15 protein-coding genes are annotated in these 24,077 nt (G+C 60.9%); 2 read left to right on the top strand and 13 right to left on the bottom strand.

All coding sequences use genetic code 11. The annotated features are described in order from the left end of the window. Positions 1-213: 213 nt before the first annotated feature. Entirely contained in the window at positions 214-969 is a 756-nt protein-coding gene (locus tag HJB82_RS22130) for a LuxR family transcriptional regulator (RefSeq protein WP_221141413.1), read from the bottom strand. A gap of 319 nt (positions 970-1,288) precedes the next feature. Between HJB82_RS22130 and HJB82_RS22125 the strand changes: the two genes are divergently transcribed. Both HJB82_RS22125 and HJB82_RS22120 read left to right on the top strand, forming a co-directional pair. After that, entirely contained in the window at positions 1,289-3,052 is a 1,764-nt protein-coding gene (locus HJB82_RS22125) for a glucan ABC transporter ATP-binding protein/ permease (RefSeq protein WP_207582242.1), read from the top strand. 437 nt (positions 3,053-3,489) lie between these two features. Then, complete coding sequence (locus tag HJB82_RS22120; protein WP_207582243.1) at positions 3,490-3,843, top strand: VOC family protein; 354 nt, start codon at positions 3,490-3,492, stop codon at positions 3,841-3,843. Positions 3,844-3,895: 52 nt separating this feature from the next. Here the strand turns inward: HJB82_RS22120 and HJB82_RS22115 are convergent, their stop codons facing one another. The 12 genes from HJB82_RS22115 to HJB82_RS22060 form a co-directional block, all read right to left on the bottom strand. Then, entirely contained in the window at positions 3,896-5,134 is a 1,239-nt protein-coding gene (locus HJB82_RS22115) for an OpgC family protein (RefSeq protein ID WP_207582244.1), read from the bottom strand. 100 nt (positions 5,135-5,234) lie between these two features. Continuing rightward, positions 5,235-13,754 (bottom strand): GH36-type glycosyl hydrolase domain-containing protein, encoded by an 8,520-nt coding sequence (locus HJB82_RS22110; protein WP_221141411.1) that lies wholly within the window; start codon positions 13,752-13,754, stop codon positions 5,235-5,237. 565 nt (positions 13,755-14,319) lie between these two features. Further along, positions 14,320-14,484 carry a hypothetical protein gene (locus HJB82_RS22105; protein ID WP_007632282.1) on the bottom strand — a complete coding sequence of 55 codons (165 nt, stop codon included), beginning with the start codon at positions 14,482-14,484 and terminating at the stop codon, positions 14,320-14,322. Between the two features lie 143 nt (positions 14,485-14,627). Next, on the bottom strand, positions 14,628-14,816 hold the full coding sequence (locus HJB82_RS22100; RefSeq protein WP_207582246.1) for a hypothetical protein: 189 nt from the start codon (positions 14,814-14,816) through the stop codon (positions 14,628-14,630). A 162-nt stretch (positions 14,817-14,978) separates the two neighbouring features. Beyond that, positions 14,979-15,728, bottom strand: coding sequence for an ABC transporter ATP-binding protein (locus HJB82_RS22095; protein WP_207582247.1), 750 nt, complete (start codon positions 15,726-15,728; stop codon positions 14,979-14,981). Continuing rightward, positions 15,725-16,558: an ABC transporter ATP-binding protein gene (locus HJB82_RS22090; protein ID WP_207582248.1), complete on the bottom strand. Its 834-nt coding sequence runs from the start codon at positions 16,556-16,558 to the stop codon at positions 15,725-15,727. Before HJB82_RS22090 ends, HJB82_RS22095 begins: the two co-directional genes overlap by 4 nt. Then, a complete protein-coding gene (locus tag HJB82_RS22085) occupies positions 16,555-17,490 on the bottom strand; it encodes an ABC transporter permease (protein WP_207582249.1) in 936 nt (311 codons plus the stop codon). The genes HJB82_RS22090 and HJB82_RS22085 overlap by 4 nt, the downstream gene beginning before the upstream one ends. Continuing rightward, positions 17,487-18,554 carry an ABC transporter permease gene (locus tag HJB82_RS22080; protein ID WP_207582250.1) on the bottom strand — a complete coding sequence of 356 codons (1,068 nt, stop codon included), beginning with the start codon at positions 18,552-18,554 and terminating at the stop codon, positions 17,487-17,489. Before HJB82_RS22080 ends, HJB82_RS22085 begins: the two co-directional genes overlap by 4 nt. An 18-nt stretch (positions 18,555-18,572) precedes the next feature. Then, positions 18,573-20,216, bottom strand: coding sequence for an ABC transporter substrate-binding protein (locus HJB82_RS22075; protein WP_221141410.1), 1,644 nt, complete (start codon positions 20,214-20,216; stop codon positions 18,573-18,575). A 38-nt stretch (positions 20,217-20,254) separates the two neighbouring features. Further along, a complete protein-coding gene (locus tag HJB82_RS22070) occupies positions 20,255-21,313 on the bottom strand; it encodes a dipeptidase (protein WP_207582252.1) in 1,059 nt (352 codons plus the stop codon). A gap of 157 nt (positions 21,314-21,470) precedes the next feature. Beyond that, positions 21,471-22,496: an ABC transporter permease gene (locus HJB82_RS22065; protein WP_221115416.1), complete on the bottom strand. Its 1,026-nt coding sequence runs from the start codon at positions 22,494-22,496 to the stop codon at positions 21,471-21,473. Positions 22,497-22,530: 34 nt separating this feature from the next. After that, on the bottom strand, positions 22,531-24,072 hold the full coding sequence (locus tag HJB82_RS22060) for a sugar ABC transporter ATP-binding protein (RefSeq protein ID WP_221115414.1): 1,542 nt from the start codon (positions 24,070-24,072) through the stop codon (positions 22,531-22,533). Positions 24,073-24,077 lie beyond the last annotated feature (5 nt).

The raw sequence follows: 24,077 nt of genomic DNA, 5'->3' as shown, positions 1-24,077 counted from the left end.
GGTCTCCTCAGGCGTTCAGACGCGGGCATGCTGCACCCGCGAAGGAAATTCTTAACTTCTTGTTACAGGAAGTTCAATTTCTCTTGCGACTGCGAAATGTAATTTCTCGCCATTCTGAATGCTGATGATGTCAGGCCGGATCGGACTAAATCATATTTCTCATCAAAATCAAAGGCATAGCATGAAAACCGCTCATCCTTTCGGCATCATGCTCTAGCTTATCAGGCGGTGACGGAAGGCAAGCGCCACCGCCTGCTGCCGGTTTTTCGCCTTTAGCTTGTTTTGCAAGCCGTTCATATACCAGTCGACGGTGTGGTTTGAGATCTTCAGCATCTTGCTGATTTCCATCGAGGTCATGCCTTCGGCGAGATAATGCAGGATCTCCATTTCGCGTCGCGTCAGCGGCGTGTCGGCCGGTAGCACGGTTTCCAGCGCCTCCGCCTCATCCTTCAGCTCGAGCAATCGCCAGAAGCTTTTGCGTGCCACGGCCTCGAAAAGGGCGATCTCCACCGGCGACAACTCGATCGGCTTGCCGGCGAGACTGAGGTTGCCGAGAATGCCGTTCCGTCCGTGGATCGGAAAGATATAACCGTCTTCCAGTCCGTGACCGAAAGCATCGACCATCATCTGCTCCATCCGACGCTTCTGCGCATCCTTGCGGAATGCTGCCAGGCTTTCCCGCCAGCGGAAAGGCCGCTGCGCATGAGCGAGGTAGCGCACCATCGGATCGATCAGCACATATTTTTTCGCGGTATAGATTTGCGGCCATTGTTGCGGCCAGCGGCCGGCAAGCGCCGCAGCCCAAGGTTCCAGATTCTGCTGCGCCGGATTCTGCGGCAAATGGCGCCGTAGGCCGTAATATTCGAAGCCGCAATCTTGGATGACCTGCTCCAGCTCGGTAACCACGGCCTGAGGATTTGACGTTTCTTCCAGAATGATAAGCAATTGAATTAACAAATTAATATTCACAAAATGCCCCTTGCCCGGACGGATGCCCGCATCGAGGCCGTCGGCGGCTTTTCAAATTGGTCGCGAAACGGTCTTCTTCAAAAAATGCAGTCTCTAATTTAATGCTGCGCTAAATATTTATTAAAATGCAAGCGCAAATTGTTGCAGGGATATAACCGAGCAGAAAATTCAGCGCCATAGTCATCTCGTCGAATCCCACGATAATGCGATCGGGTTACTCGTCGCCTCGATGGACCCTGAATACTCCGTTAATCGCCGGTTCAGGTAACCTTTTGTAGCATCGCATCATCCAGTTTCGCAGATGCATAAGAGGTTCGACGTGACGCTATTCAAGGTCTATGCAAGAGCTCTGCGCTATCTCAGCGCCTACAAGCTGCGCGTATCCCTGGTCGTGGTCGCAAACATCGTTCTGGCGACAATTACCATCGCGGAGCCGATCCTGTTCGGTCGCATTATCGATGCGATTTCGGGCAAGGGTGAGGTCAAGCCCATCCTTTTCATGTGGGCGACCTTCGCCGTTTTCAACACGGTTGCCTTCGTCCTGGTCGCCCGCGAGGCCGACAGGCTGGCCCATGGCCGGCGCGCGACGCTGTTGACGGAAGCCTTCGGCCGGATCATCTCCATGCCGCTTGGCTGGCACCATCAGCGCGGCACCTCAAACGCGCTGCATACATTGCTGCGCGCCTGCGAGACGCTGTTCGGTCTCTGGCTGGAATTCATGCGCAACCACCTGTCGACGGTTATCGCGCTTGCCCTTCTGATACCGACGGCAATGGCGATGGACCTGCGCCTTTCCGCCGTGCTCATGGTGCTCGCCGTCGCCTACTGGATGATCGGTCGCGTCGTCATGAGCCGCACCAAAGACGGCCAGGCTTCGGTCGAAAACCATTATCACACCGTCTTTTCGCATGTCAGCGACTCGATCAGCAACGTGTCTGTCCTGCACAGCTACAACCGCATCGAGGCTGAAACCAAGGCGCTGAAATCCTTTGCCGACCGCCTGCTCGAAGCCCAGTATCCGGTGCTCGACTGGTGGGCGATCGCCAGCGCGTTGAACCGCATGGCGTCGACCATTGCAATGATGGTGGTCCTGATCATCGGCACCATGCTTGTTCAGGCCGGCCAGCTGCGCGTCGGCGACGTCATCGCCTTCATCGGCTTTGCCAACCTGCTGATCGGCCGCCTCGACCTGATGCGCCAGTTCGCCACGCAGATTTTCGAAGCCCGTTCCAAGCTCGAGGAATTCTATGCGCTCGAAGACTCGGTGCGTGAACGCGAAGAACCGGCCGGCAATGGCGAGATCAAGGACGTCAAGGGTGCGATCGAATTCCGCGACGTCTCCTTCGGCTTCGGCAACAGCTCGCAGGGCCTGCACAATGTCTCCTTCTCGGTGAAGGCAGGCCAGACGGTCGCGATCGTCGGCCCGACCGGTGCCGGCAAGACGACGCTGGTCAACCTGCTGCAGCGTGTTTACGACGCCCAGGGCGGCCAGATCCTTGTCGACGGCACCGATATCACCAAGGTGACCCGCAAGTCGCTGCGTCGTCACATCGCCACCGTCTTCCAGGATGCGGGCCTGCTGAACCGTTCGATCAGCGACAATATCCGCCTCGGCCGTGAAGGCGCCAGCGAAGAGGACATGCGCCGTGCGGCCGAAGCCGCCGCTGCCGCCGACTTTATCGAGACCCGTGAGGATCGCTACGATACGCATGTCGGCGAACGCGGCAACAAGCTCTCTGGCGGCGAGCGTCAGCGCATCGCCATCGCCCGCGCTATCCTCAAGGACGCGCCGATCCTGGTGCTCGACGAGGCGACCTCGGCGCTCGACGTCGAGACTGAAAACCGCGTCAAGGCCGCAATCGACAACCTGCGCCAGAACCGCACCACCTTCATCATCGCCCACCGCCTGTCGACGGTCCGCGAAGCCGATATGGTGCTCTTCCTCGACGACGGCCGCGTGGTCGAACAGGGTAGCTTCGACGAACTCAGCCACAGCAACGGCCGCTTCGCCGCCCTGCTGCGCGCCAGCGGTATCCTGACGGACGAAGAGGTCCGCAAGGCCCATACCACCGAAGCCGCCTGATCGGCTTGGGTTTCAAACAAAGGCCGGAGGGGTAACCCCCTTCGGCCTTTTTTGTTGGGCTGGGTTAAGAGGCTGCATCGAACGGCATTCCTACGACACGCTTTCAGACTTTGCTTTATCCGAATACCGCTGTGGACGATATGCATTGGCACTGTGCCGTGTGGATATCCCTCTGCCCTGGCGGGCATCTCCCCCACAAGGAGGGAGATCGGCTGGGCGCGATGGTTTCCCCAAACAATGACCAACTGATGTCCCGCACGGCAGTAGAGAGGAATTCAGGGCCAACCACTGGCCGATCTCCCCATCTGTGGGGGAGATGCCCGGCAGGGCAGAAGGGGCTCACACGCAGCAACGTCTCGATTCCAAGCCAAACCGATTGACCACCCTACCGATCTTCCTAATTTCCGGTTTGATACCGACTACCGAAGGGAAAAACCATGAAGGTCCTGCGCATCGTTGCCAATGTCCAGGCACCTGACATCACCATGGCCCGGCGGTTCTATCAGGATATCCTCGGTCTTGACGTCATCATGGATCACGGATGGATCGCGACGTTCGGCGCCCCGCGCTCGATGACCGTTCAACTCAGCGTGGCCAGCGAAGGTGGCTCCGGAACGCCGGTACCGGATCTCTCGATCGAGGTCGACGACCTCGACGCCGTGTTTAAGGCAATGTCGGCGGCTGGCTTTCCCATCGAATACGGCCCGGCCGATGAGCCCTGGGGCGTCAGGCGCTTCTATGTGCGCGATCCTCTGGGCAAGCTGGTGAACATCCTTGTTCACAAAAACTAAGCCGGCGGCCATCGGCCGCCGGCTCCCTTCATCTCACAGGCATACCCAAAGCCTATTTCCGATCGTTGCGGCGATAGACGTTGGCCGTTCCGCCAATGCGAACGGGCACCGGGACGCTGGCGAGCTCCGTGACCAGTTTCGCCTTGACCTTGCCCTGCTGGCGCTTGCGTTCGAGATAATAGGCATAGGCGAATTGCGTCGCGATACCAACGATCACCAAGAGCGGACCGACCAGCGGATCCTTATTGGTAATATAGAGCACTACCTGGCCAATCATGGCGAGGATCGTGCCGGCGACGAAAATGTTCAGCGAATGGCGGCCGAGGATCGCCAGCGGATGGTCTGCAGGACGGCGCAGAATGCGCGAGAGCGCCGGAATGCTGATGACCAGATAGGTCAGTGCCAGCACGTGCAACAGACGCGGCAGCGACAGGAAGGTCTTGTCGAAACCGGTGATGACCGTCGGCAGGCCAAGTGCGGCCAGCGAATTGCCGAAGACCCAGAGCTGGCCGGTCACCCAGACAAAGGACAGCGCGACGTAACCGGCAGCGGCCGCAAGCAGCAGCCGATGCCGGGGGATGGTGCCGCCGCGCTTGATATGCAGCATCGAAACGATGCCGATCGAAAACAGGAACTGCCATGAAAGCGGATTGAGGAACCAGTAGCTTTCGATCAGCATGTTGTGCGGCGCCACTTGGTAGATGCCCGCAAGCAGCCAGACCGTGCCGGAAACGCCGAGCGCCAGCAACGGGCTCCGGGCATTCAAAAGCAGGATGATCGGCACCATCAACATCAACGCGCCGTACATCGGCAGGATATTGTTATAGCCGATCTGGTGGCCGAGCAGCAGCAACGCCGGAATGCCTTCCTTCAGGTTCATCAGCACCGCCAGGATGTTGATTTCGACCAGCAAGCCCGGCCGGTGAAACAGCCACGCGCCGCAGATAAACAGCGCCAGCGTCATGAAGGTGGTGATCATGTGGGCGAGATAGAGCGTGAAGGCGCGCTTCACCGCCTTGATCGCCATCGTCAGCCGGTTGCCCGGCCGGAACCCGGAACCGTAGGCAAGGCCGACGGCAATGCCCGAGATCAGCACGAAGGCTTCTGCAGCATCGGAAAAACCGAAATTCTTCGTCGTCAGATATTCGAAGATCTGTCCAGGAACATGGTTGATGAAGATCATGATCAGCGCCACGCCGCGCAAGACGTCGAGCCTTGTATCACGTATTGGCGCGGCGGCGGATAGGGAACTGCGCCCAGTGACGATGGCTTGGGTCGGCGTGCTAGCCATGGGTGTCTCCTTGTCATCCGATTTGCAAACGCGACGGCGGCCAAAAGGGTTCCCTTTTGGCCGCCGCGAATCGCCGTGTTTTTCAGCGTGGAGAACGCTGTTATCCGAGCGGATATCCCTCTTCGGGATCGGTGACTTCGCAGCCGTTGATCGTCAGAGTGTAGCCGCTGTCATTGGACGCTTTTGAGACCGAAATGCGGTATTTGCCGCCGCCCTGCTCCACCTCTGCCGCAAAACCGTCCCATTCCGACGGGAGCGACGGCCGCACATAGAGCCGGCCGCCCTTCAGCCGGATGCCGAGGATGCCTTCGACGGCGGCGCGGTAGAGCCAGCCGGCGGAGCCGGTATACCAGGTCCAGCCGCCGCGCGACGTATAGGGCTCATGGCCGTAGACGTCGGCAGCCACGACATAGGGTTCGACCCGGTATTGCTCCGCCGAAGCCTTGTCGAGCGCGTGGGTGATCGGGTTGAGAATCTGGAAGCAACGGAAGGCATCATCGCCCCGCTTCAGCTCCGCCAACGCCATCACCACCCAGGTTGCGGCGTGGGTATATTGTCCGCCGTTTTCGCGCACCCCCGGCGGATAGGCTTTGATATAGCCGGGATCCCTGGCGGAATTGACAAAAGGCGGCGTGAACAGCCGGATGATCCGGGCATCCTCGTCGACCAGCTGGTCGAGCACAGCGTCCATCGCTGTGACGGCGCGGGCCGGATCACCCTCGCGCGACAGCACGCTCCATGACTGCGCAATCGAATCGATCCGGCATTCCGGGCTTTCCCTGGAGCCGAGCAGCGCACCGTCGTCGAATGTGCCGCGGCGATAGTAGCCGCCATCCCAGGCCGCAGTTTCGAGCGCCTTCTTCAGCTCGATCAGATGCGCCGACCAGCGCTCTATGCGGGCCGTGTCGCCGCGCTCTTCGGCATAGGGAATAAAGGAGCGCAATGCGCCCGCCAAGAACCAGCCGAGCCAGACGCTGGTGCCGCGCCCGCCGACGCCGACGCGGTTCATCCCGTCGTTCCAGTCGCCGCCAAGGAACAGCGGCAGGCCGTTTGCCCCCTTGCGGGCGATGGCGAGATCGAGCGCCAGCGCCGCGTGCTCGTAGACGCTCGCCTTGTCCTCGGAAATCTCCGGCCTGTAGAAGGAGTCGTGCTGGCCTTCGAGCAGAGCCGGCCCTTCCAGGAAGGCGATCTGCTCGTCGAGCACGCTCCTATCGCCGGTGACGCTGCAATAATGATGGATCGCGTAAGCGAGCCAGACGACGTCGTCCGAGATCAACGTGCGCACGCCCGCACCCGTTCCGGGCAGCCACCAATGCTGCACGTCGCCTTCGCGGAATTGGCGTGACGCGGCATTGAGGATCTGCCCGCGGGCGAGGGAGGGTTCGTGCAGCACGAAGGCCAGCGTGTCCTGCAGCTGATCGCGGAAGCCGAAGGCGCCGCTTGCCTGGTAGAAGGCCGTGCGGGCCATGATGCGGCAGCCGAGGCTCTGATAGGGCAACCAGGTGTTGACGAGATTATTCATTCCACGATCTGGCGTCGATATCTGCAGCCTGCCGGTAAAATCCCGCCAGAAGGTTCGGTTCGCCTCGACGGCATCGTCGAACGAGGCCTTGCGGATCTCGGCGATGACTCTGCGCGCTTCTTCCTCCGTCGGCGTATCGCCGAGGAAGAAGGTGAAGTCGCGCTCCTCACCGGCGCCGAGCTCGATGTCGATGGCAAGCGCTGCGGCCGGATCACCGTCGAGGTCGGCCGTGCTGGAAAGGGCGGCGGCGGAGGTAACGGCCTGCGGCGCGTGGATCGTTCCCGCCTTGCCGACAAATTCGCGCCGGCTTGCCGAGAAGCTCGAAAGGGCCTCGCTCGCCGCGAAGAAGGCGGTGCGGCTGGAATAATCGATGCTGTAGGGATTGGTGGCAAACAGCGCCCCAGTCTCCTCGTCATATCTAGACAGGATGAACGGTGCCGTGCGTGCCGCATTGCTGCCGAGGATCCATTCGACATAACCGTAGAGACGCAGCTTGCGGCTGGTCGAACCGGTGTTGCGCAAGCGCAGGCGCTGCAGTTTAACCGGCCTTTCGCGGTCGATCGTCTGCGTCAGCTCGAGAGCGATATCGTTCTGAATGCTGGAAAAGACCGAATAGCCGAGCCCGTGACGGGTTTCGAAGCGGATGTCCGGCCGGCCGGAAAGCGCTGCGAACGGCGTCATGACGGCACCGCTCTCGAGATCGGTCAAATAGAACGCCTCGCCGGAACGGTTGACCACCGCATCGTTCGACCAGGAGGTCAGCTGATAGTCGCGCGAATTGGCGCTCCAGGTGAAGCCGGAGCCCTCAGCCGACACGTGGAAGCCGAACCTGTCATTGGAGATGACATTGATCCACGGCTGCGGCGTCGCGTGACCTCCGGGCAGCCGAACGACATATTCGCGTCCATCGCGGGCAAAACCGCCAATACCGTTCCAGAAGTCGAGATCGCCTTCCTCCTCGATGACGACGGCGGGCACGACAGGCGGCGGCACCGGCGCAACACGCTTGACCGGGGCCTTGTTGCGCTCGGCCCGTTCCATCTCCTGCAGCTCCTCCTTGGAGGGCGCAAACAGCGCCACGGCGCGGCCGATCTGGTCGACCACCTTGCCGTTCTTCGTATGCAGCGTGACGCGGGAAGCCGCAATCAGCGCGTGATAGGTGCTCTCCTCCATCAGGTCCTTGCGAACAGCAAAGATATGCTGGCGCAAGCCGTCGGCCTGGCCCATGCGGCGCACGTTTTCGCACATTGCGTCGAGCGCGTGCTGCATATCCTGCGCGTAGGAAGAGGCGCGTTCGTTCATGATGACGAGATCGGCGGTGACGCCGCGCGAACGCAGATATTCCTGCGCCAGCAGCGCCTCGCGGGCGATCTCGAGATCCATATCGTCGTTGATGCGCAGCGTGAAGATCGGGAAGTCGCCGGAGATCGCCAGCGGCCAAAGCGCCGATTGCGACTGCAGGCCGGCCTCGACGGTCGCCTCGTCCTTGCGCAGCTGCATGTCGGGATAGACGAGGTAGCGTCCGAGATGCTGGAAGGCCGCTGCCTGCTGCGAGGTAACGCCGACATGGCGCATCTGCACCTGCGTGCGCGTCCAGGCTTGCACCAACTCGTGGTTGAAAGCGTCGGGATGACGGTAGCGATTGACCGCCTTGTCGACTTCGTCGCGGTTTGGCGCAGCGATCGTCCAGAAGATCACGCTGACTTTCTTGCCGGCCGGCACGCGGACGGTGCGACGCAGCGACATCACCGCATCGAGCATGAAGCCGTCGCTGCCGGAAAGCGTAGCGCCCGGATCGAAGGCTGCCGCATCGGCAAGGCTGCGGCCACGGCCGATGAATTTGCGCCGGTCGGTCTCGAATTCCGTGTGGCGGGTGTCGCCGGCATTGTCGACGATCAAGTGGGCGATGCTGATGTTCGGTTCGTTCGGATCGCGCTTGTTGCGTTCGGCGCGGATGACGTCGCCGCGCTTGCCGATCTCGGTCTTGACGAACATCCGGGCAAATGCCGGATGCGCATTGTCGGTATCGTCGGAGGTGATCACCGGTTCGAGATAGGAGGTGACTTCGATGAAACGGTCTTCCCCACCCATGTTGAGCAGGGTGACGCGGCGGGCCTCGGCATCATGCTCGGTCGCAATAATGCACTCTACCTCGCTTGTGAGGTCGCCGACCGTCTTGGTGAACTGCGCCTTCTCGTCGGCGAATTCGACCTTGATCTTTTCGCCTTCGACGCCCTTCGGCTCCGAGGTCGTCGACCACCATTCATTCGTGGCCGTATCGCGCAGGAAGATGAAGCTGCCCCAGCGGTCTTCGGTCGGATCGGCTTTCCAGCGGGAAACGGAGAGGCCGTTCCAGCGGGAATAACCGGCGCCCGTAGCCGTCAGCATCAGCGAATAATGGCCGTTCGACAAGAACACGAGTTCGCGATCACGCGAAGCCGGATCGCTGATCTTCCTGATCTCCGGCCGCAGCAGGTCGTCCTGGATGCTGGCCGGCGTGTCGGATTCATGCTTGCCGCTCATCACCGGAATGTCGCGCGGCGCCTTTTCCTGCAGCAAAAGCTCCGCTGCCTCGATGACCGGATCGGCGTGGAAGAGCTCGCGCAGATGACCATTGAAGGCGACGTTGGCGACGGCGGCGATCGACATGCCGTGATGGTGGGCATAATAATTATAGACCACAGCGCATTTTTTGCCTTCCGGCACGCGCGTCGGCGTGAAGTCGACGGCATCGTGGAAGCCGAACTTGCCGAGCGCACCGACCTTGCGCAGCCTCTGCAGATTTTCGAGCGCGGCCGGCGGGTCGTACTGGCTGGCGAGCAGCGATGCATAAGGCGCAATGACGGCATTGTGGCCGAGGCCGCGCTTCAGGCCGAGCGTCGGCACGCCGAAATTCGTGTACTGATAATTGAGATTATGGTCGCGGGCATTGAAGGCCGCTTCCGAGATGCCCCACGGAATTCCGAGCTTGCGGGCGTAATTCATCTGTTCGACGACGACCAGATTGTTGGTCTGGTTGAGAATCCCTCCGCCGCGCTCCTGCATGACCAGCGGCGGCATCAGATACTCGAACATCGAGCCGGACCAGGAGACCAGCGCGCCGCGCGACCCCACAGGAACGACCTGGCGGCCGAGGCGATACCAGTGCTCCGTTGGCAGATCGCCCTTGGCAATGCCGAACAGGCTAGTCAGGCGACATTCCGAGGCGAGAAGATCGTAGCAGGCCTGGTCGAGTTCACCGCTTTCGACGCGGTAGCCGATCGACAGCAGGCGCCGCTCGGGCCGGAACAGGAAGCCGAAATCCATCGAGAACGCCAGATCTCGGGCTTTGTCGCGCAGTGCCACCAGGCGCGGCCTCAGCGCATCGACTTTGGAAAGGTCGAAGGTGCTGTCGGAAATATGCGCCTCACAGACCTTCACCAGGGAGGCCGCCCATTGGGTGACCTCTTCGCTCTGCTTCGACTTGACCTCATGGTCGAGATTGGCGGCGAGCTTCTCGATGTCGCGGGCGAGAACGGCGAGATTGATGATGCGGATCGAGGCGAATTCATGCTCGCGCTTGACGGCGGCAAGCGCATTCTGGAAGCCGACGATGCGTTCCTCCAGGCGCCGGCGCAGCGGCCGCACGGTCTTGCGGTCGTCGGGCAGGTCGGCCAGCACTTCACCGAGAATGCCGGCTGTGTCGCCGACGCCGTCGAGGTTGCCCTGCATATGAGCGGACGGCGCCTCGGCCCAGTTGCGGCAGGCCGACGAAATGGCGATCAGATGGCCGGCGAGATTGCCGCTGTCGACGGCCGAGACATAACGCGGCCCAAGCGTCTGCAGCGTATCGGTGTGATACCAGTTGAACAGATGGCCGCGGAATTTCTCCATTCTGTCGATCGTCGAAATCGTCTGCTCCAGCCGCTCGAGCGTCTCCTCGAAGGAGAACCAGCCGAATTGCCGGCCGGAAACGACCGAGAGCAAATAGACGCCGATATTGGTCGGCGAGGTGCGCGCCGCAACAATCACATGCGGCGTTTCCTGGATATTGTCCGGCGGCAGATAGTTCTGCTCGGCCGTGGTGAAGGTCTCGAAATAACGCCAGGTGCGTCGGGCGATCTTGCGCAGTTCGCTCGACACCGAATCGGCGACCTCGAGCCGGTCCTCGGTCTCTGCCGACTGGCTGACATACCAGGCGACGACAGGCGACAGGATCCACAACAGCGCGAAGGGAATGCCGACGACGAAGGCGCTGCCGCCGGGGAGGGCTGCAAACCCAAGCGCCAGCAGCGCCAGCGCCGGTGCGTGCCACATCCCTTTGTAATAGGAGATCAGCGTTCCCTGGCCGCTGGCGTGAACGCTGGCGGCGGTCCGCCACTGCAGCATCAGCTTGCGGCTGACCAAGAGGCGGTAGAGCGAGCGGCCGATCGCATCGGCCATCATGGCGGCCGAATCGGCGATGAAGACGATACGCAGTGCAACCTGCGCATTGGCGGCCGTGATATCGGACCAGACCGTATAGAGGTGGGCGCGGGCGATGATATCGCTGGTGCGCGGAATGATGCCGTTGATCAGCGACAGCGTCGGCGCGACGAAGAGGCAGAAGATCAGCAGAATCTGCCAGATCAGTGCGCCGAGCGGGCTCATGAAATACCAGCCGAGCACGGAGGCGAAGAACCAGGCGATCGGCGTCAGCGAGCGGCGCAGATTGTCGAACATCTTCCAGCGGCCGAGTGCCGTGACACCGTATTTCGGATTGAACATATAGGGCAGCAGCTGCCAGTCGCCACGCGCCCAGCGATGCTGACGCGAGGTCTCGACCTCGTAGCGGATCGGGAAATCCTCAACCAGTTCGAGATCGGTGACGAGGGCGCAACGCGCCATCGAGCCTTCGAGAAGATCGTGGCTGAGCACGGAGTTCTCATCGATCCGACCCTTCAGCGACGCCTCGAAGGCATCGACATGATAAAGGCCCTTGCCGGTGAAGGTGCCCTCGCCGGCCAGATCCTGATAGACGTCGGAAACGGTGAAGACGTAAGGATCGAGGCCGCGGTTGATCGAAAAGACGCGCTGGAAGACCGATGCGTCCTTGCCCGTCGTCAGCGACGGGGTGACGCGCGGCTGCAGCACGCCATAGCCGCTTTCGACACGGCCGGTTTTCGGATTGATGACCGGCCGGTTGATCGGATGATAGAGCTTGCCGACGAGCTTGGTGACGGCATCGCGCATCAGGCGCGTATCGGCATCGAGCGTCATCACATATTGCACCTTGGCCGGCACGGTGTTGGCGCCGGGCAGATAGGTCGTGTCGCGGTCGCCGCGCAGCAGCATGTTCAGCTCGTGCAGCTTGCCACGTTTGCGCTCCCAACCCATCCAGACGCCTTCGGAGGGATTGTAGAGACGGCGGCGATGCAACAGATAGAAACGCGTCTTGCCGTCATAGGCATAGCGGGCGGAAAGATTGGCGATCTCGCGCCGGGCATAGTCGAGAACCTCGAGATCGGCGGGCGTTTCCTCGGCCTCGCTGTCCGGCCAATCGCTGAGCAGCGCGAAATAGAGCTCACCGCGCGGATTGGCAAGATAATGAACCTCAAGATTGCGCACGTGGTCGTCGACGCTGTCACGGTTCGAGATCAGGCAGGGCACGACGAGCAATGTGCGCGCATCCTCCGGAATGCCTTCCTTGAACTCGTATCCGACGAGGCGCGCCGGCGTCACGAAGAAGGACAGCACGGTGTTGAAGAGACCCGTCGCCCCTTCCGACGCCGGCACTGAGAACATGATCAGCAGCAGGGCGATTTCGATCGCCCCCATGCCGGCATTCGCCATGAACCGGCCGACGATCGCCATGGCGATGATCATCAGCAGCATGACGGGCACGGCAATTGCCAGCCAGTTGAACCGACGCACGGCGCGCACGAAATGCTGGATGATCGTCGGGCGATAATTCGCCCGCGCCTCCAGCTTCGGCCGCTGCGCGCCGGACAGGAAACCGCCGACATTCGGTTCATGCGGCTGCGGCTCGTCGGAGGCCTTGGCAGCAGCCGTCATGTCGAGCGCCAGCTGGGCGATTTCCATTTCCGTCAGCGGCGAGCGTTTGGCCAGCTTTTCGATCTGTTTGCGATATTTGTTGCGCGAGCCGGAATCGAGGATGCCGTAATCGGAATGCTCCCAGAGCAGTTTGTCGACATGGCTTACCTGCTCGACCCAGACCGACCATTCGGCATCGTCGATCTCGCGAAGGCTGCGGATGATGTTGCCCATCGTCACGTTGCCGGAAGAAAGGCGGCTGTGTTCGGCCGTCGTCGTCTCTTCGCTGTTGCGGCCGAGTTCTTCCAGCCGCTCGTCGAGCCAGGTGATGGCGAGACTCGACGTCTGCGAGCCGTCACGAAGGCGATAGAGGAACTGTGTCGAGAAAGTATTGTCCTCGGCAAGCGGTTCCAGCGTCTTCAGGTAGGCCGCCGCCCCGGCCGGATCGGTCAGCCGCACCAATTCGTCGGCCGCCTCGTTGGCGCGGCGGCGCAGGCGGCGGCTGGCTTCGACGCGGCTGGAAATGCGGCGAAGGTTTTCCACGAGCACGTAGCGCACGAGCGAAGGCAATGCCCAGAGTTCGCCGATCCTCAGCGTCTCGCTGGCCTGAAAACCGTCGACCAGCGCCGTCAGGCTTTCCTGCGAGATCGTGCTATGGGTATGGGCGACGTAGAGCCAGGCAAGCACGAGGGTGCGCGGCACCTCGACACCGCCGACGACCATGGTCGGCAATTCGCGATAGAAGCGGCGGGGGAAGTCGCGCCGCACCTCCTGGATCGCCTCTTCGACGATATAATGATTGTCCAGCAACCATTCTGCCGCCGGCGTGATCGTCTCGCCTGCTTCGACGTCGGTCGCCGTGGTCCGGTAGACGCGCAGAATTTCCTTCTCGTTTTCCTTATGGCGCGCGAAGAAATCGAATGGGGCGAAAGCCGGCAGCTGGTCGACGCCGTTGCGGGCGACCGCATCGCCCATCGCCTTGATGTCCTCGATGGCAAGATAGGTCGAGCGGATCGAATCGTTATGATCGATCTGCTTAATCTCGGGTTCGCGCGGAAGGCTCGGAGAAAGATTGGAAATAGACATGGGTTCGGTTCTGGATCCAAACGAAGTTATGGCTGTTTTGCGCAGCCTTTTGCACTGCTTATCATGACTGCTACATGAACGGAGCCCCATTCTTCAAAGATCGATGAAGCCGGGGTGAACGACACTTGGGCCAAGCTATGCAACGGGCTGAGCTCTGGCAAAGGACGCGGCCCGACGGGTATTGGGACCATCGATACCTCTCCGCGAAAGCCATGTCGAAAATTTGGACAGTATCGAAATAATTCAAGTCAAAAAGCACCGGCCACCCTCAGCGAGCTGATCTGGGCGGTAGGCACAAAAATGCCGGCACTAAGGTGCCGGCAGGCAGGAACTCATCGATTCCGGTCGCACCAACAAGGTCGATGCGGCCGTTTTCGATGAATGAAAGAAGGACGGAAGAATGATGATGGGATCGGCTTCGATCAACCAGAGCAAGATGCCCCCTTATGGCAACTCGCCTTTGACATTCGAGTGTCGGGAGAACGCCGAATGAGATGTTCCGGAATTCAATAAGGGCGAAAACCGCCCGCAGCTGCCGGCATCACCGGCGCCTGCCATTTGCCGATTACCCGACGACCCCGCAAACCATGGCGACGACGAACAGGAATGCCGCGGTGAAGATCGCTCCATGAAGCAGCGTCTGAAGCCTATGGCGCGTGGTGAGCACCTTCTTGGCCGGGATGGAACCATACTGGTTCACGTGAGCATGCGAAATACCCAGATCTGCCATATGTCGCCTCCGTTGTTTTCGTGCGGCCGGTTGTGCGGCTCGCGTTGATATTCGTATTTTCTCTATCAAGTAGGTAGAGATAAAATTCCGTCCAGAGCGAACGGAGGAGAAAATTCAACCAGTCCTTTTAGCAGCCCGCCATTTTAGCAGAGTACGCGCCATGCCCAGATCAACGAGCGCTCGACGGCGTTCTCGCTTTGCGGCGAATTGGAAGACGTGTCGATCAGCCGGCGGTCCTTTTCCGCGGGAAGAGATACCGAAATCTGTTCCCTGCGATCGGCTTTGACCGGAGGATCTAGGTAGCCCATGGTCATCCCGCCGAGAAAGAACATGCCTCAACCTCCATCGATCACGAAAGCTAACAATCGTTAACAGGATCATGACAGAAGCAGGGCAGCTGTCAATAGTCTAGTTGAATGGTCGTCTTTTAGGGAAGTCTTATCCTTAACGCCGACCCTGACCCCTTCTTTTCAACGGGTTGAAAAGATTGTCTTTCAGGCTTTGACAAACCCCTTGCTGGCGATCATCAAATTTTTCGTGTAGTCCTCCCGAACCGCGCCGCTTGCCAGTTCTTCCGAACTCAACCGTTCGACGACAGCGCCGTTGCGCATCACGGCCAACCTTTCGCACATATGGGTGATGACGCCGAGATCGTGGCTCACCATCACGAATGTCAACTTGCGGTCGCGTCGGATCTGCTCCAAGAGATTCAGCACCTCGGCCTGCACCGAGGCGTCGAGCGCCGAGGTCGGCTCGTCGAGCAGCAGGATCGACGGTTCGACGATCAATGCCCGAGCAATCGCCACACGCTGCCGCTGGCCGCCGGAGAGCTGGTGCGGGTAGCGGAAACGGAAGCCGTTGCCAAGGCCGACCTCGTCGAGCGCGCGGGCGATACGCGCCTCGCCGTCGTCGATGCCGTGAATCGCCAGCGGCTCGAGCAGGAGCCGGTCGATCGTCTGGCGCGGATGTAGCGAACCATACGGGTCCTGGAAGACCATTTGCACGCGGCGGTAGAAGATTTTACTGCGTTTCGAGCCCTTCAACGCTTCGCCGTCGATGTTGATCGCCCCGCCGCTGATCGGCGCCAGCCCGGCCACGGCCCTCAGCAAAGTCGATTTTCCCGAGCCGGACTCGCCGACGAGACCGAAGGATTCGCCGCGCTCGACCGTGACGCTGACATCCTTCAGCGCGTGGAATTGATCGTAGACGACGCTGAGATTTTCGGCCTCAAGAGCGGCGCTCATGCCGCCCACTCCGGCCTGCGATCGAGCACCGGCAGCGGATGACGGCTCTGGCCGATCTCGGGCATACAATTCAGCAATCCCTTCGTATAGGGATGCTGCGCATGTTTGAGATCGGCGGCCGCGAGCTCCTCGACGATCTTTCCGGCATACATGACGATGACCCGGTCGCAGAAGGACGAGACCAACCTCAGATCGTGGGAAACGAAGATCAGCCCCATGCCGCGCTCCGCCACCAGCCTGTCCATGATTCTCAGCACGTCGAGCTGCACCGTCACGTCGAGCGCCGAGGTCGGCTCATCGGCAATCAGCAATTCAGGCCCGGCAATCAGCATCATGGCGATCATCGCCCGCTGCCCCATGCCGCCCGAAACCTCGTGCGGATGCAGGTCGAAGACACGTTTCGGATCGCGGATCTGCACCGCTTCCAGCATGGCGAGCGCGCGCTCGCGCGCCTCCGCCTTGCCGACCCTCTCATGGGTACGCAGCGTTTCGCAGATCTGCCGCCCGATGGTCATGACCGGATCGAGCGAATATTTCGGATCCTGCAGGATCATGGCGATGCGCTTGCCGCGCAGCCTGCGTCTTTCGCCGGCGGAAGCCTCGATCAGGTCGATGCCGTTGAAATCCAGCCGGTCGGCCGTGACGATAGCATGTTTCGGCGTCAGCCCCATGATCGCCCTGCCGGTCTGCGATTTGCCGGAACCGGATTCGCCGACGATGCCGAGTCTTTCCTTGCCGAGCGTGAAGGAGACGCCGCGCACGGCCTCGATCACGCCGGTGCGCGTGGGGTAGCTGACCTTGAGCTTATCAACCGTCAGAAGTGTCGTCATTGGCCGCTTTCCTTCGGATCGAGCGCGTCGCGCAGGCCGTCGCCAAGCAGATTGAAGCCGAGGCTGACGATGAGGATGGCGATGCCGGGCATCGCCGCGACCCACCATTGATCGAGGATGAAGCGCCGTCCCGAGGCAATCATCGCCCCCCATTCCGGCAGCGGCGGCTGCGCCCCGAGGCCGAGAAAACCGAGACCGGCGGCGGTCAGGATGATGCCCGCCATGTCGAGCGTCACGCGCACGATCAGCGAGGAAATGCAGAGCGGCATGACATGGCGCAGGATGATGCGGAACGGCGAGGCGCCCATCAGCTTCACCGCCGAGATATAATCGGACCGCCGGACCGTCAGCGTCTCGGCGCGGGCGATGCGGGCATAGGGCGGCCAGGATGTGATGGCGATGGCGATGATCGCGTTCTGAATGCCGGGACCGAGCGCGGCAACGAAGGCGAGCGCCAGCACCAGCTTCGGGAAGGCAAGGAAAATATCGGTGATGCGCATCAGCGTCGCATCGACCCAGCCTCCGGCATAACCCGATACCGTGCCGACGATCAGACCGATCGGCGCCGAGATGACCGCGACGAGCACGATGACGAACAGCGTCAATCGCGATCCATAAATCAGCCGCGAATAGATGTCGCGGCCCTGATCATCAGTGCCGAGCAGGAATTCCCCCGTTCCGGGCGGCAGCAGACGGGCGTTGCGCAGATCGCCAACGACGGGATTGTGCGTGGCGAGCAAATCTGCAAAAGCGGCGATGAAAAGCAGCGCGATGATGATCAGCAGGCCGACGACGGCGAGCCTGTTGGCCGTGAACTGCCGCCAGGTGACGTAGGCGCGACCGAGCCGTGCCTGCATGCGCGATTGCGGCCGGTCGGAAAGCAGCCATTCGCGGCGGCTCATCGGCTGGGATGGGCTGGCGGGAACCGTCATCGGTTTCGCGTCCTCGGGTCGAGTGTCCGGTAGAGAAGATCGGACAGAAGGTTGATGCCGATGAAGACCGTGCCGATAACGATCGTCCCGCCGAGCACGGCATTCATGTCAGCGTTCTGCAGCGAATTGGTGATGTAGAGCCCGATGCCCGGCCAGGAAAAGACGGTCTCGGTCAGCACCGATCCTTCAAGCAGGCCGGCATAGGAAAGCGCGATGACGGTGACCAGCGGCACGGCGGCATTACGCAGCGCATGGCCCCAGATCACCCGCGTTTCCGAAAGCCCCTTGGCGCGCGCGGCAACAATATATTCCTGGGAAAGCTCGTTCAGCATGAAGCTGCGCGTCATACGGCTGATATAGGCGAGCGAGAAATAGCCGAGCAGCGATGCAGGCAGGATGATGTGGCGGAAGACATCGTAAAACACATCCCATTGTCCCTGCCAGGCACTGTCCAGCAGATACAAGCCGGTGATCGGCGTGAACGTGTATTCGAAGACGATGTCGATGCGGCCGGGAAACGCCACCCAGCGCAGCTGCGCATAGAAGATGACGAGCGAAATTAGCGCCAGCCAGAAGATCGGCACCGAATAACCGATCAGGCCGACGACGCGCACGACCTGGTCGGCGATGCTGCCGCGACGCACGGCGGCGAGAACGCCGAGCGGCACGCCGACGAAAGCACCGATGAGCGTTCCGAGTGTCGCGAGTTCGATGGTTGCCGGCAGGACACGGCGGATATCGACCATGACCGGATTGGTCGTCAGCACCGAATTACCGAAATCGCCGGACAGTATGCCTTTGATATAGATGAAGAACTGCTGATAGAGCGGCAGGTTGAAGCCCATCTCCTCGCGCACGCGCTCGACGACATGGGTGGGGGCGCGATCGCCGAGAATGGCGAGCACGGGATCGATCGGCACAACGCGGCCGATGAAGAAGGTGACGGCCAGAAGGCCGAAATAGGTGGTGACGGCGGCAAACAGGAACCGCCCCAGCGCCTTTGCGAAGGCGCCGGCACGGCCCTTTCGGGGCCGCGCCGCCTGTGTCGTTTCGACGGTGCTCAAGCGGCCAATCCTGCCGGACTATTCCTTGGCGATCGGACCGACGAAATTGGTGTCGAAGCTCGGACCCAGCTTGAAGTCCTTCACGCTTTTGCGGTAGCCGGCCACCTCGGTCTGCTGGAAGATGAAGACGAAGGGGCTGTTTTCAAGATATTTCTTCTGGATATCCTGATATATGGCGGCGCGCTTTACAGCGTCGCGTTCCAGAAGCGCTGCCTTGGCTTGCTTGTCGAGTTCCGGCGCTTCCCAGGTATTGCGCCATGCGAGCGTCTTCACCGTGCCGGCATCGGAATTGTCGGGATTGCCGGTAAAGGTATCGGCATTGGAATTCGGGTCGAAATAGTCCGACCCCCATTGGCCGATATACATGTCGTGAGTGCGGGCGCGGTATTTGGTCAGCGTCTGCTTGCCGTCGCCCGGAATGATTTCCATCTTCACGCCGGCCTGCGCCAGCGTCTGCTGCATGGATTCGGCGATACCGGTCACCGGCTGAGTGTTGCGCACGTCCATGGTGATCGAGAAACCGTCCGGTACGCCGGCCTTGGCGAGCAGTTCCTTGGCCTTGGCGACATCGAGCTTGTAGGGATTTTCGTCGAGCGCGCCGAGCTGGCCCTTCGGCAGGAAGGTCTGATGGATTTCGCCGATTCCCTTGATCAAAGTTGCGCCGATCGCATCATAGTCGACCAGATACTTGAAGGCTTCCTGGACTTCCGGCTTCTTCAGATTCTCGTTCTTGTTGTTCAGGCTGACATAATAGATCGTGCCCTTCGGCGCACTCGTCGTTGCGAGGTCGGCATTCTTCGAAACGGCGTCGATGTCGCCAGGCTCGAGGTTGCGGGCGATATCGATGTCGCCGGCTTCGAGCGCCAGCCGCTGCGCAGCACTTTCCTTCATGTAGCGGTAGATGACGCGGTTGAGCTTTGCCTTGTCGCCGTAATAATTGTCGTTGCGTTCCAGAACGACCACTTCATTGGCGCGCCATTCGCGCAGCTTATAGGCGCCGGAGCCGGCATAGCCGGTCTTCAGCCACTCATTGCCGAAATCGCTGTCGTATTTGTGCTCGGCATCGGGCGTCACCGCCTTCACATGCTCCATCACCAGCTTCTTGTCGACGACGGAAGCGACCGTTGCCGTCAGGCAGTTGAGCACGAAGCTCGGCGCATAGGCCTTGTCGACGGTGAACACGAAGGTGCCGGCATCGGCCGCTTTGGCTTTTTCCGTAACGTTGTCGCCGGTCAGGCCGAATTGGGTGAGGATGAAGGCTGGGCTTTTGTCGAGCTTGACGGCGCGCTCGAACGACCAGGCGACGTCTCCGGCGGTGATCGGGTTGCCGGAGGCGAATTTCAGGCCCGATTTCAGCTTGAACGTATAGGTCAGACCGTCATCGGAAACACTCCAGCTGTCGGCCAGATCGCCCTTCACCTTGGATGTATCGTCCATGTCGAGACGGACGAGCAGGCTGTAGCTGTTGGTGGTAACTTCGGCGGTCGAGAGCTCGAACGCCTCGCCCGGATCCATCGTGATGATGTCATCGATGGCGAAACCCTCGACCAGCGTATCCTTGGGCGTCTCGGCGAAGGCGGCGGGTGCTGCCATCATCAGCAGCGAAAGTGCCGCTCCCGCGGAAAGCAGTCGGAAATTGCGGCTGAGCTTGGTGATCATCATGGTCCGTTCCCCTTGTTTTTTGATTGGATACGAAAGGCTTAGGCACGGTCTTCCCGCCAAGCCTTTGCCAGAATGCGAAGCCAGTTTTCACGGGCGAGTTTGGTCAGGTCAGCCTCAGCATAACCAACCTCCCTGAGAGCGGCAATCAGCTTCTGATTGCCCGCTGCATCGCCGATTTCCTCAGGAATAGTGGCGCCGTCGAAGTCCGATCCGAGGCCCACGCAGTCGATGCCGATGCGGTTCACCAGATAGTCGATGTGGCGGATCATGTCGGCAAGCGGCGTATCGCCGTCCGAACGCCCATCGGGACGCAGCATGGCGGTGGCATAGTTGATGCCGACGAGCCCGCGGCTTTCGCGGATTGCATCGAGCTGCCTGTCCGTCAGATTGCGCGCGACCGGCGTCAGCGCATGGGCGTTGGAATGGCTGGCGACCAGCGGCTGGTCCGTCGTCTTCGCTATGTCCCAGAACCCCTTCTCGGTGATATGGGCAAGATCAATCAGGATACCGAGGCGATTGCATTCCCTCACCAAAGCGAAACCGGCGTCGGTCAGGCCGGGTGCCGTGTCCGGCGACATCGGAAAGGCGAAGGGCACGCCGTAGCCGAAGACATTGTGCCGGCTCCAGACTGGCCCGAGCGACCGCAGCCCCGCCGCATAAAACACTTCAAGCGCCGAAAGATCGGCGCCGATCGCCTCGCAGCCTTCCATGTGTAGGACGGCGGCGAAAATATCGTCGACCATGGCGCCGCGGATATCCTTCACCGTCCGGCAGAGCCGCCAAGCACCCGCCTGGTCGAGCCGCAGCGCGATCGCCGCCATTTCATTGGCAATGGCAAGGGAAGGCAGCGGATCAAGAGGGGCCGCCATCGGCGTGATGTAACGGCCATCGGCATCAGGATCGGCGAAGACGAGATCGCCCGAGGGAATATAGATGGCGCAGAGACCGCCCGAAAGTCCGCCCTTTTTGGCCCGGTGCGCATCGATATGGCCGACGGTCGTGCCGTCTGCGAATTCCGCAATCGGGTCGCTACCGTCTTTTGAATGTGTCCAAAGTCGAAGGAGAACGTCGTTGTGACCGTCAAATACGAATTGCATCTATCTTCCTGCGCTGCCCGATCGGGCGAGAATGAAGACCAGAATAGAAAAGCTGACGGAATTCGCCACCTCTTTTTTATAAATTCCGTCTTCACGCGCCAAAAACGGAACGGGGGCCGAAGCCCCCGCAAAAACCATCGGATCGCATCATCTGAGATCAGTGCTTGCGGCGCTTCTTCTGTCTGTAGACGTCGATGACCACAGCCGCGACGATGATCAGACCCTTGACGATCTCCTGGTAATAGGCGTCGATCCTGAGGAAGGTGAAGCCGGAGGTCATGACGCCGAGGATGATGGTGCCGATGACCGTGCCGGTGATGCGCCCGACGCCGCCGGTGAGCGAGGTGCCGCCGATGACGGTCGCGGCGATCGCATCGAGTTCATAGCCGACGCCCATGCTTGCCTGTGCGGTTTCCGCGCGTGCCGCCGTGACGATACCGGCAAGGCCGGCAAGCAATCCGGCAATCACATAGACCTTGACGAGATGCGCCTCGATATTGATGCCGGAAACGCGCGCCGCCTGCGGGTTGGCGCCGATGGCATAGGTGAACTTTCCATAGCGGGTGTAGCGCAGCGCGATGTGAAAGATCAGCGCAACGACCAGGAAGACGACGACCGGCCAGGCTTTGGTTCCGATGAAGTGAAACTGCTCGGTGATCCCGGAAACCGGCTGTCCCTTCGTATACCACTTCGCGACACCGCGGGCCGAAACGAACATGCCGAGCGTTGCGATGAACGGCGGGATTTTCGTGTAGGCGATAAGCGCGCCGTTCGCCAGACCCGCCGCCGCCCCGATCAGCAGGCCGACGAGGATGGGCACGACAGCCGGCAAGTCAGTCAGCGAGGGGAAGACGGCCCGCCCCCAGGTCGACGACTGGGCGAAACTTGTCGCGATCATCGCCGTCATGCCGACGACCGAGCCCGAGGAAAGATCGATGCCGCCGGTGATGATGACCTGCGTGACGCCGACGGCGATGATGCCGATGACGGAGACCTGCAGGATCATGATCGTCAGGCGCTGCGAATTCATCAGGAAGCTTTGGCCGATGAACATCCAGCCGAGCGCTTCATAGATGAGCGCGATGCCGACGAGCACCAGGAAAATGCTCAGCTCGGTCGGTAAACGCCGCCGCCTTTGCCGGGTTGCGAGCGGAGCCGCTCCCTCTGCTGCCTTGGTAGTCATGTCAAACCTCCCTTGGGCGATCGCAGGCCACGCATCACTGCGCGGCCAGCTCCATCACCTTGATCTGCGTTGCTTCATCGCGATTGAGGAACCCGGTCACGCGCCCCTCATGCATGACCATAATGCGGTCGCTCATCCCGAGAACCTCAGGCATCTCGGACGAAATCATGATGACTGCGACGCCGTTTCGCGCCATCTCGGTGACCAGCCGGTGGATTTCCGCCTTGGCGCCGACATCGATGCCACGCGTCGGCTCGTCGAGAATGAGGATCCGCGGATTGGTCAGCAGCCAGCGCCCGATCAGCACCTTCTGCTGATTGCCGCCCGAAAGATTTTCCACCCGCTCGTAAAGGTTAGGCGTTTTCACCCGGAGTTTTTTTGCCATGTCTTCGCAGGTCGCCTCGAGCGCGCCCTGCTGCACGAAGCCGCCCTTGACGTATCTGTCCTGGAGCACGGCGATCTGCATGTTCTCGAGAATATCGAGGATCAGCAGACAGCCGGTGTCCTTGCGGTCTTCGGTGAGGAACGCCATCTGGTGGCGGATGGCCTCGGTCGGCGAAGAAATCGTCACCGGCTTGCCGTAGAGTTCGATCGAGCCGGAGCTTGCCGGCGTCACCCCGAACAGCGTTTCGGCGACATTCGACCGCCCGGAGCCGACAAGGCCGGCCACACCGAGTATTTCGCCGGCTCTCACATCGAAGGAGACGTCGCGAAACACCCCCTTGAGACAGAGATCCTTGACGGAGAGCATGACCTCGCCGATCGGCACCTCTTCCTTGGGAAACATCTGGGTGATCTCGCGCCCGACCATCATGCGGATGATGTCGTCGCGGGTAACATCGGTCGAGGCATGCGTGCCGATATATCGGCCGTCACGGAAAACGGAGAACTCGTCGGCGATCTCGAAAAGCTCGTTCATCTTGTGGGTGATGTAGACGATGCCGATGCCCTGGGCCCTGAGGTCGCGGATGATGCGGAAAAGATGCTCGACCTCGCGCTCGGTCAGCGCCGAGGTCGGCTCGTCCATGATCAGCACGTCGGAATTATAGGAAACCGCCTTGGCGATCTCGACCATCTGCCGGTTGGCGACCGAGAGGTGCCGGACCTCGATATCGGGATCGATCGCGATATTGAGCCGGGTAAACAGCTCTTCGGTCATGCGATGCATCACGCCGTGATCGATGAAGCCGAAGCGGTTCTTCGGTTCGCGGCGGATCCAGATATTTTCTGCGACCGTCATGAACGGCATCAGGTTCAGTTCCTGATGGATCATGGCAATGCCGTTCTCCAGCGCGTCGAGCGGAGATTTCAGCTGGATCTCGATCCCTTTCAGGCGAATATCGCCCTTGTCGGGGATGTAGATGCCGGCGAGGATCTTCATCAGCGTCGATTTGCCGGCGCCGTTTTCGCCCATCAGCGCATGCACCGAGGCGCGCTTCAGCCGGAACTGCACGTCATCGAGTGCAACGACACCGGGAAATTCCTTGCGAACGCCCTCGGCGCTCAAGAGATATTCCGCATTGGGAACTGCACCGCTCGCACGCACGGCGGCCATGGTTGTCGGGCTGACGGCCATATCAT

Origin of the sequence: Rhizobium sp. NZLR10 (genome assembly GCF_019685125.1) — a bacterium.
In the GTDB taxonomy this organism is placed as follows: domain Bacteria; phylum Pseudomonadota; class Alphaproteobacteria; order Rhizobiales; family Rhizobiaceae; genus Rhizobium.
This window is presented reverse-complemented; position numbering and strand designations above follow the sequence as displayed.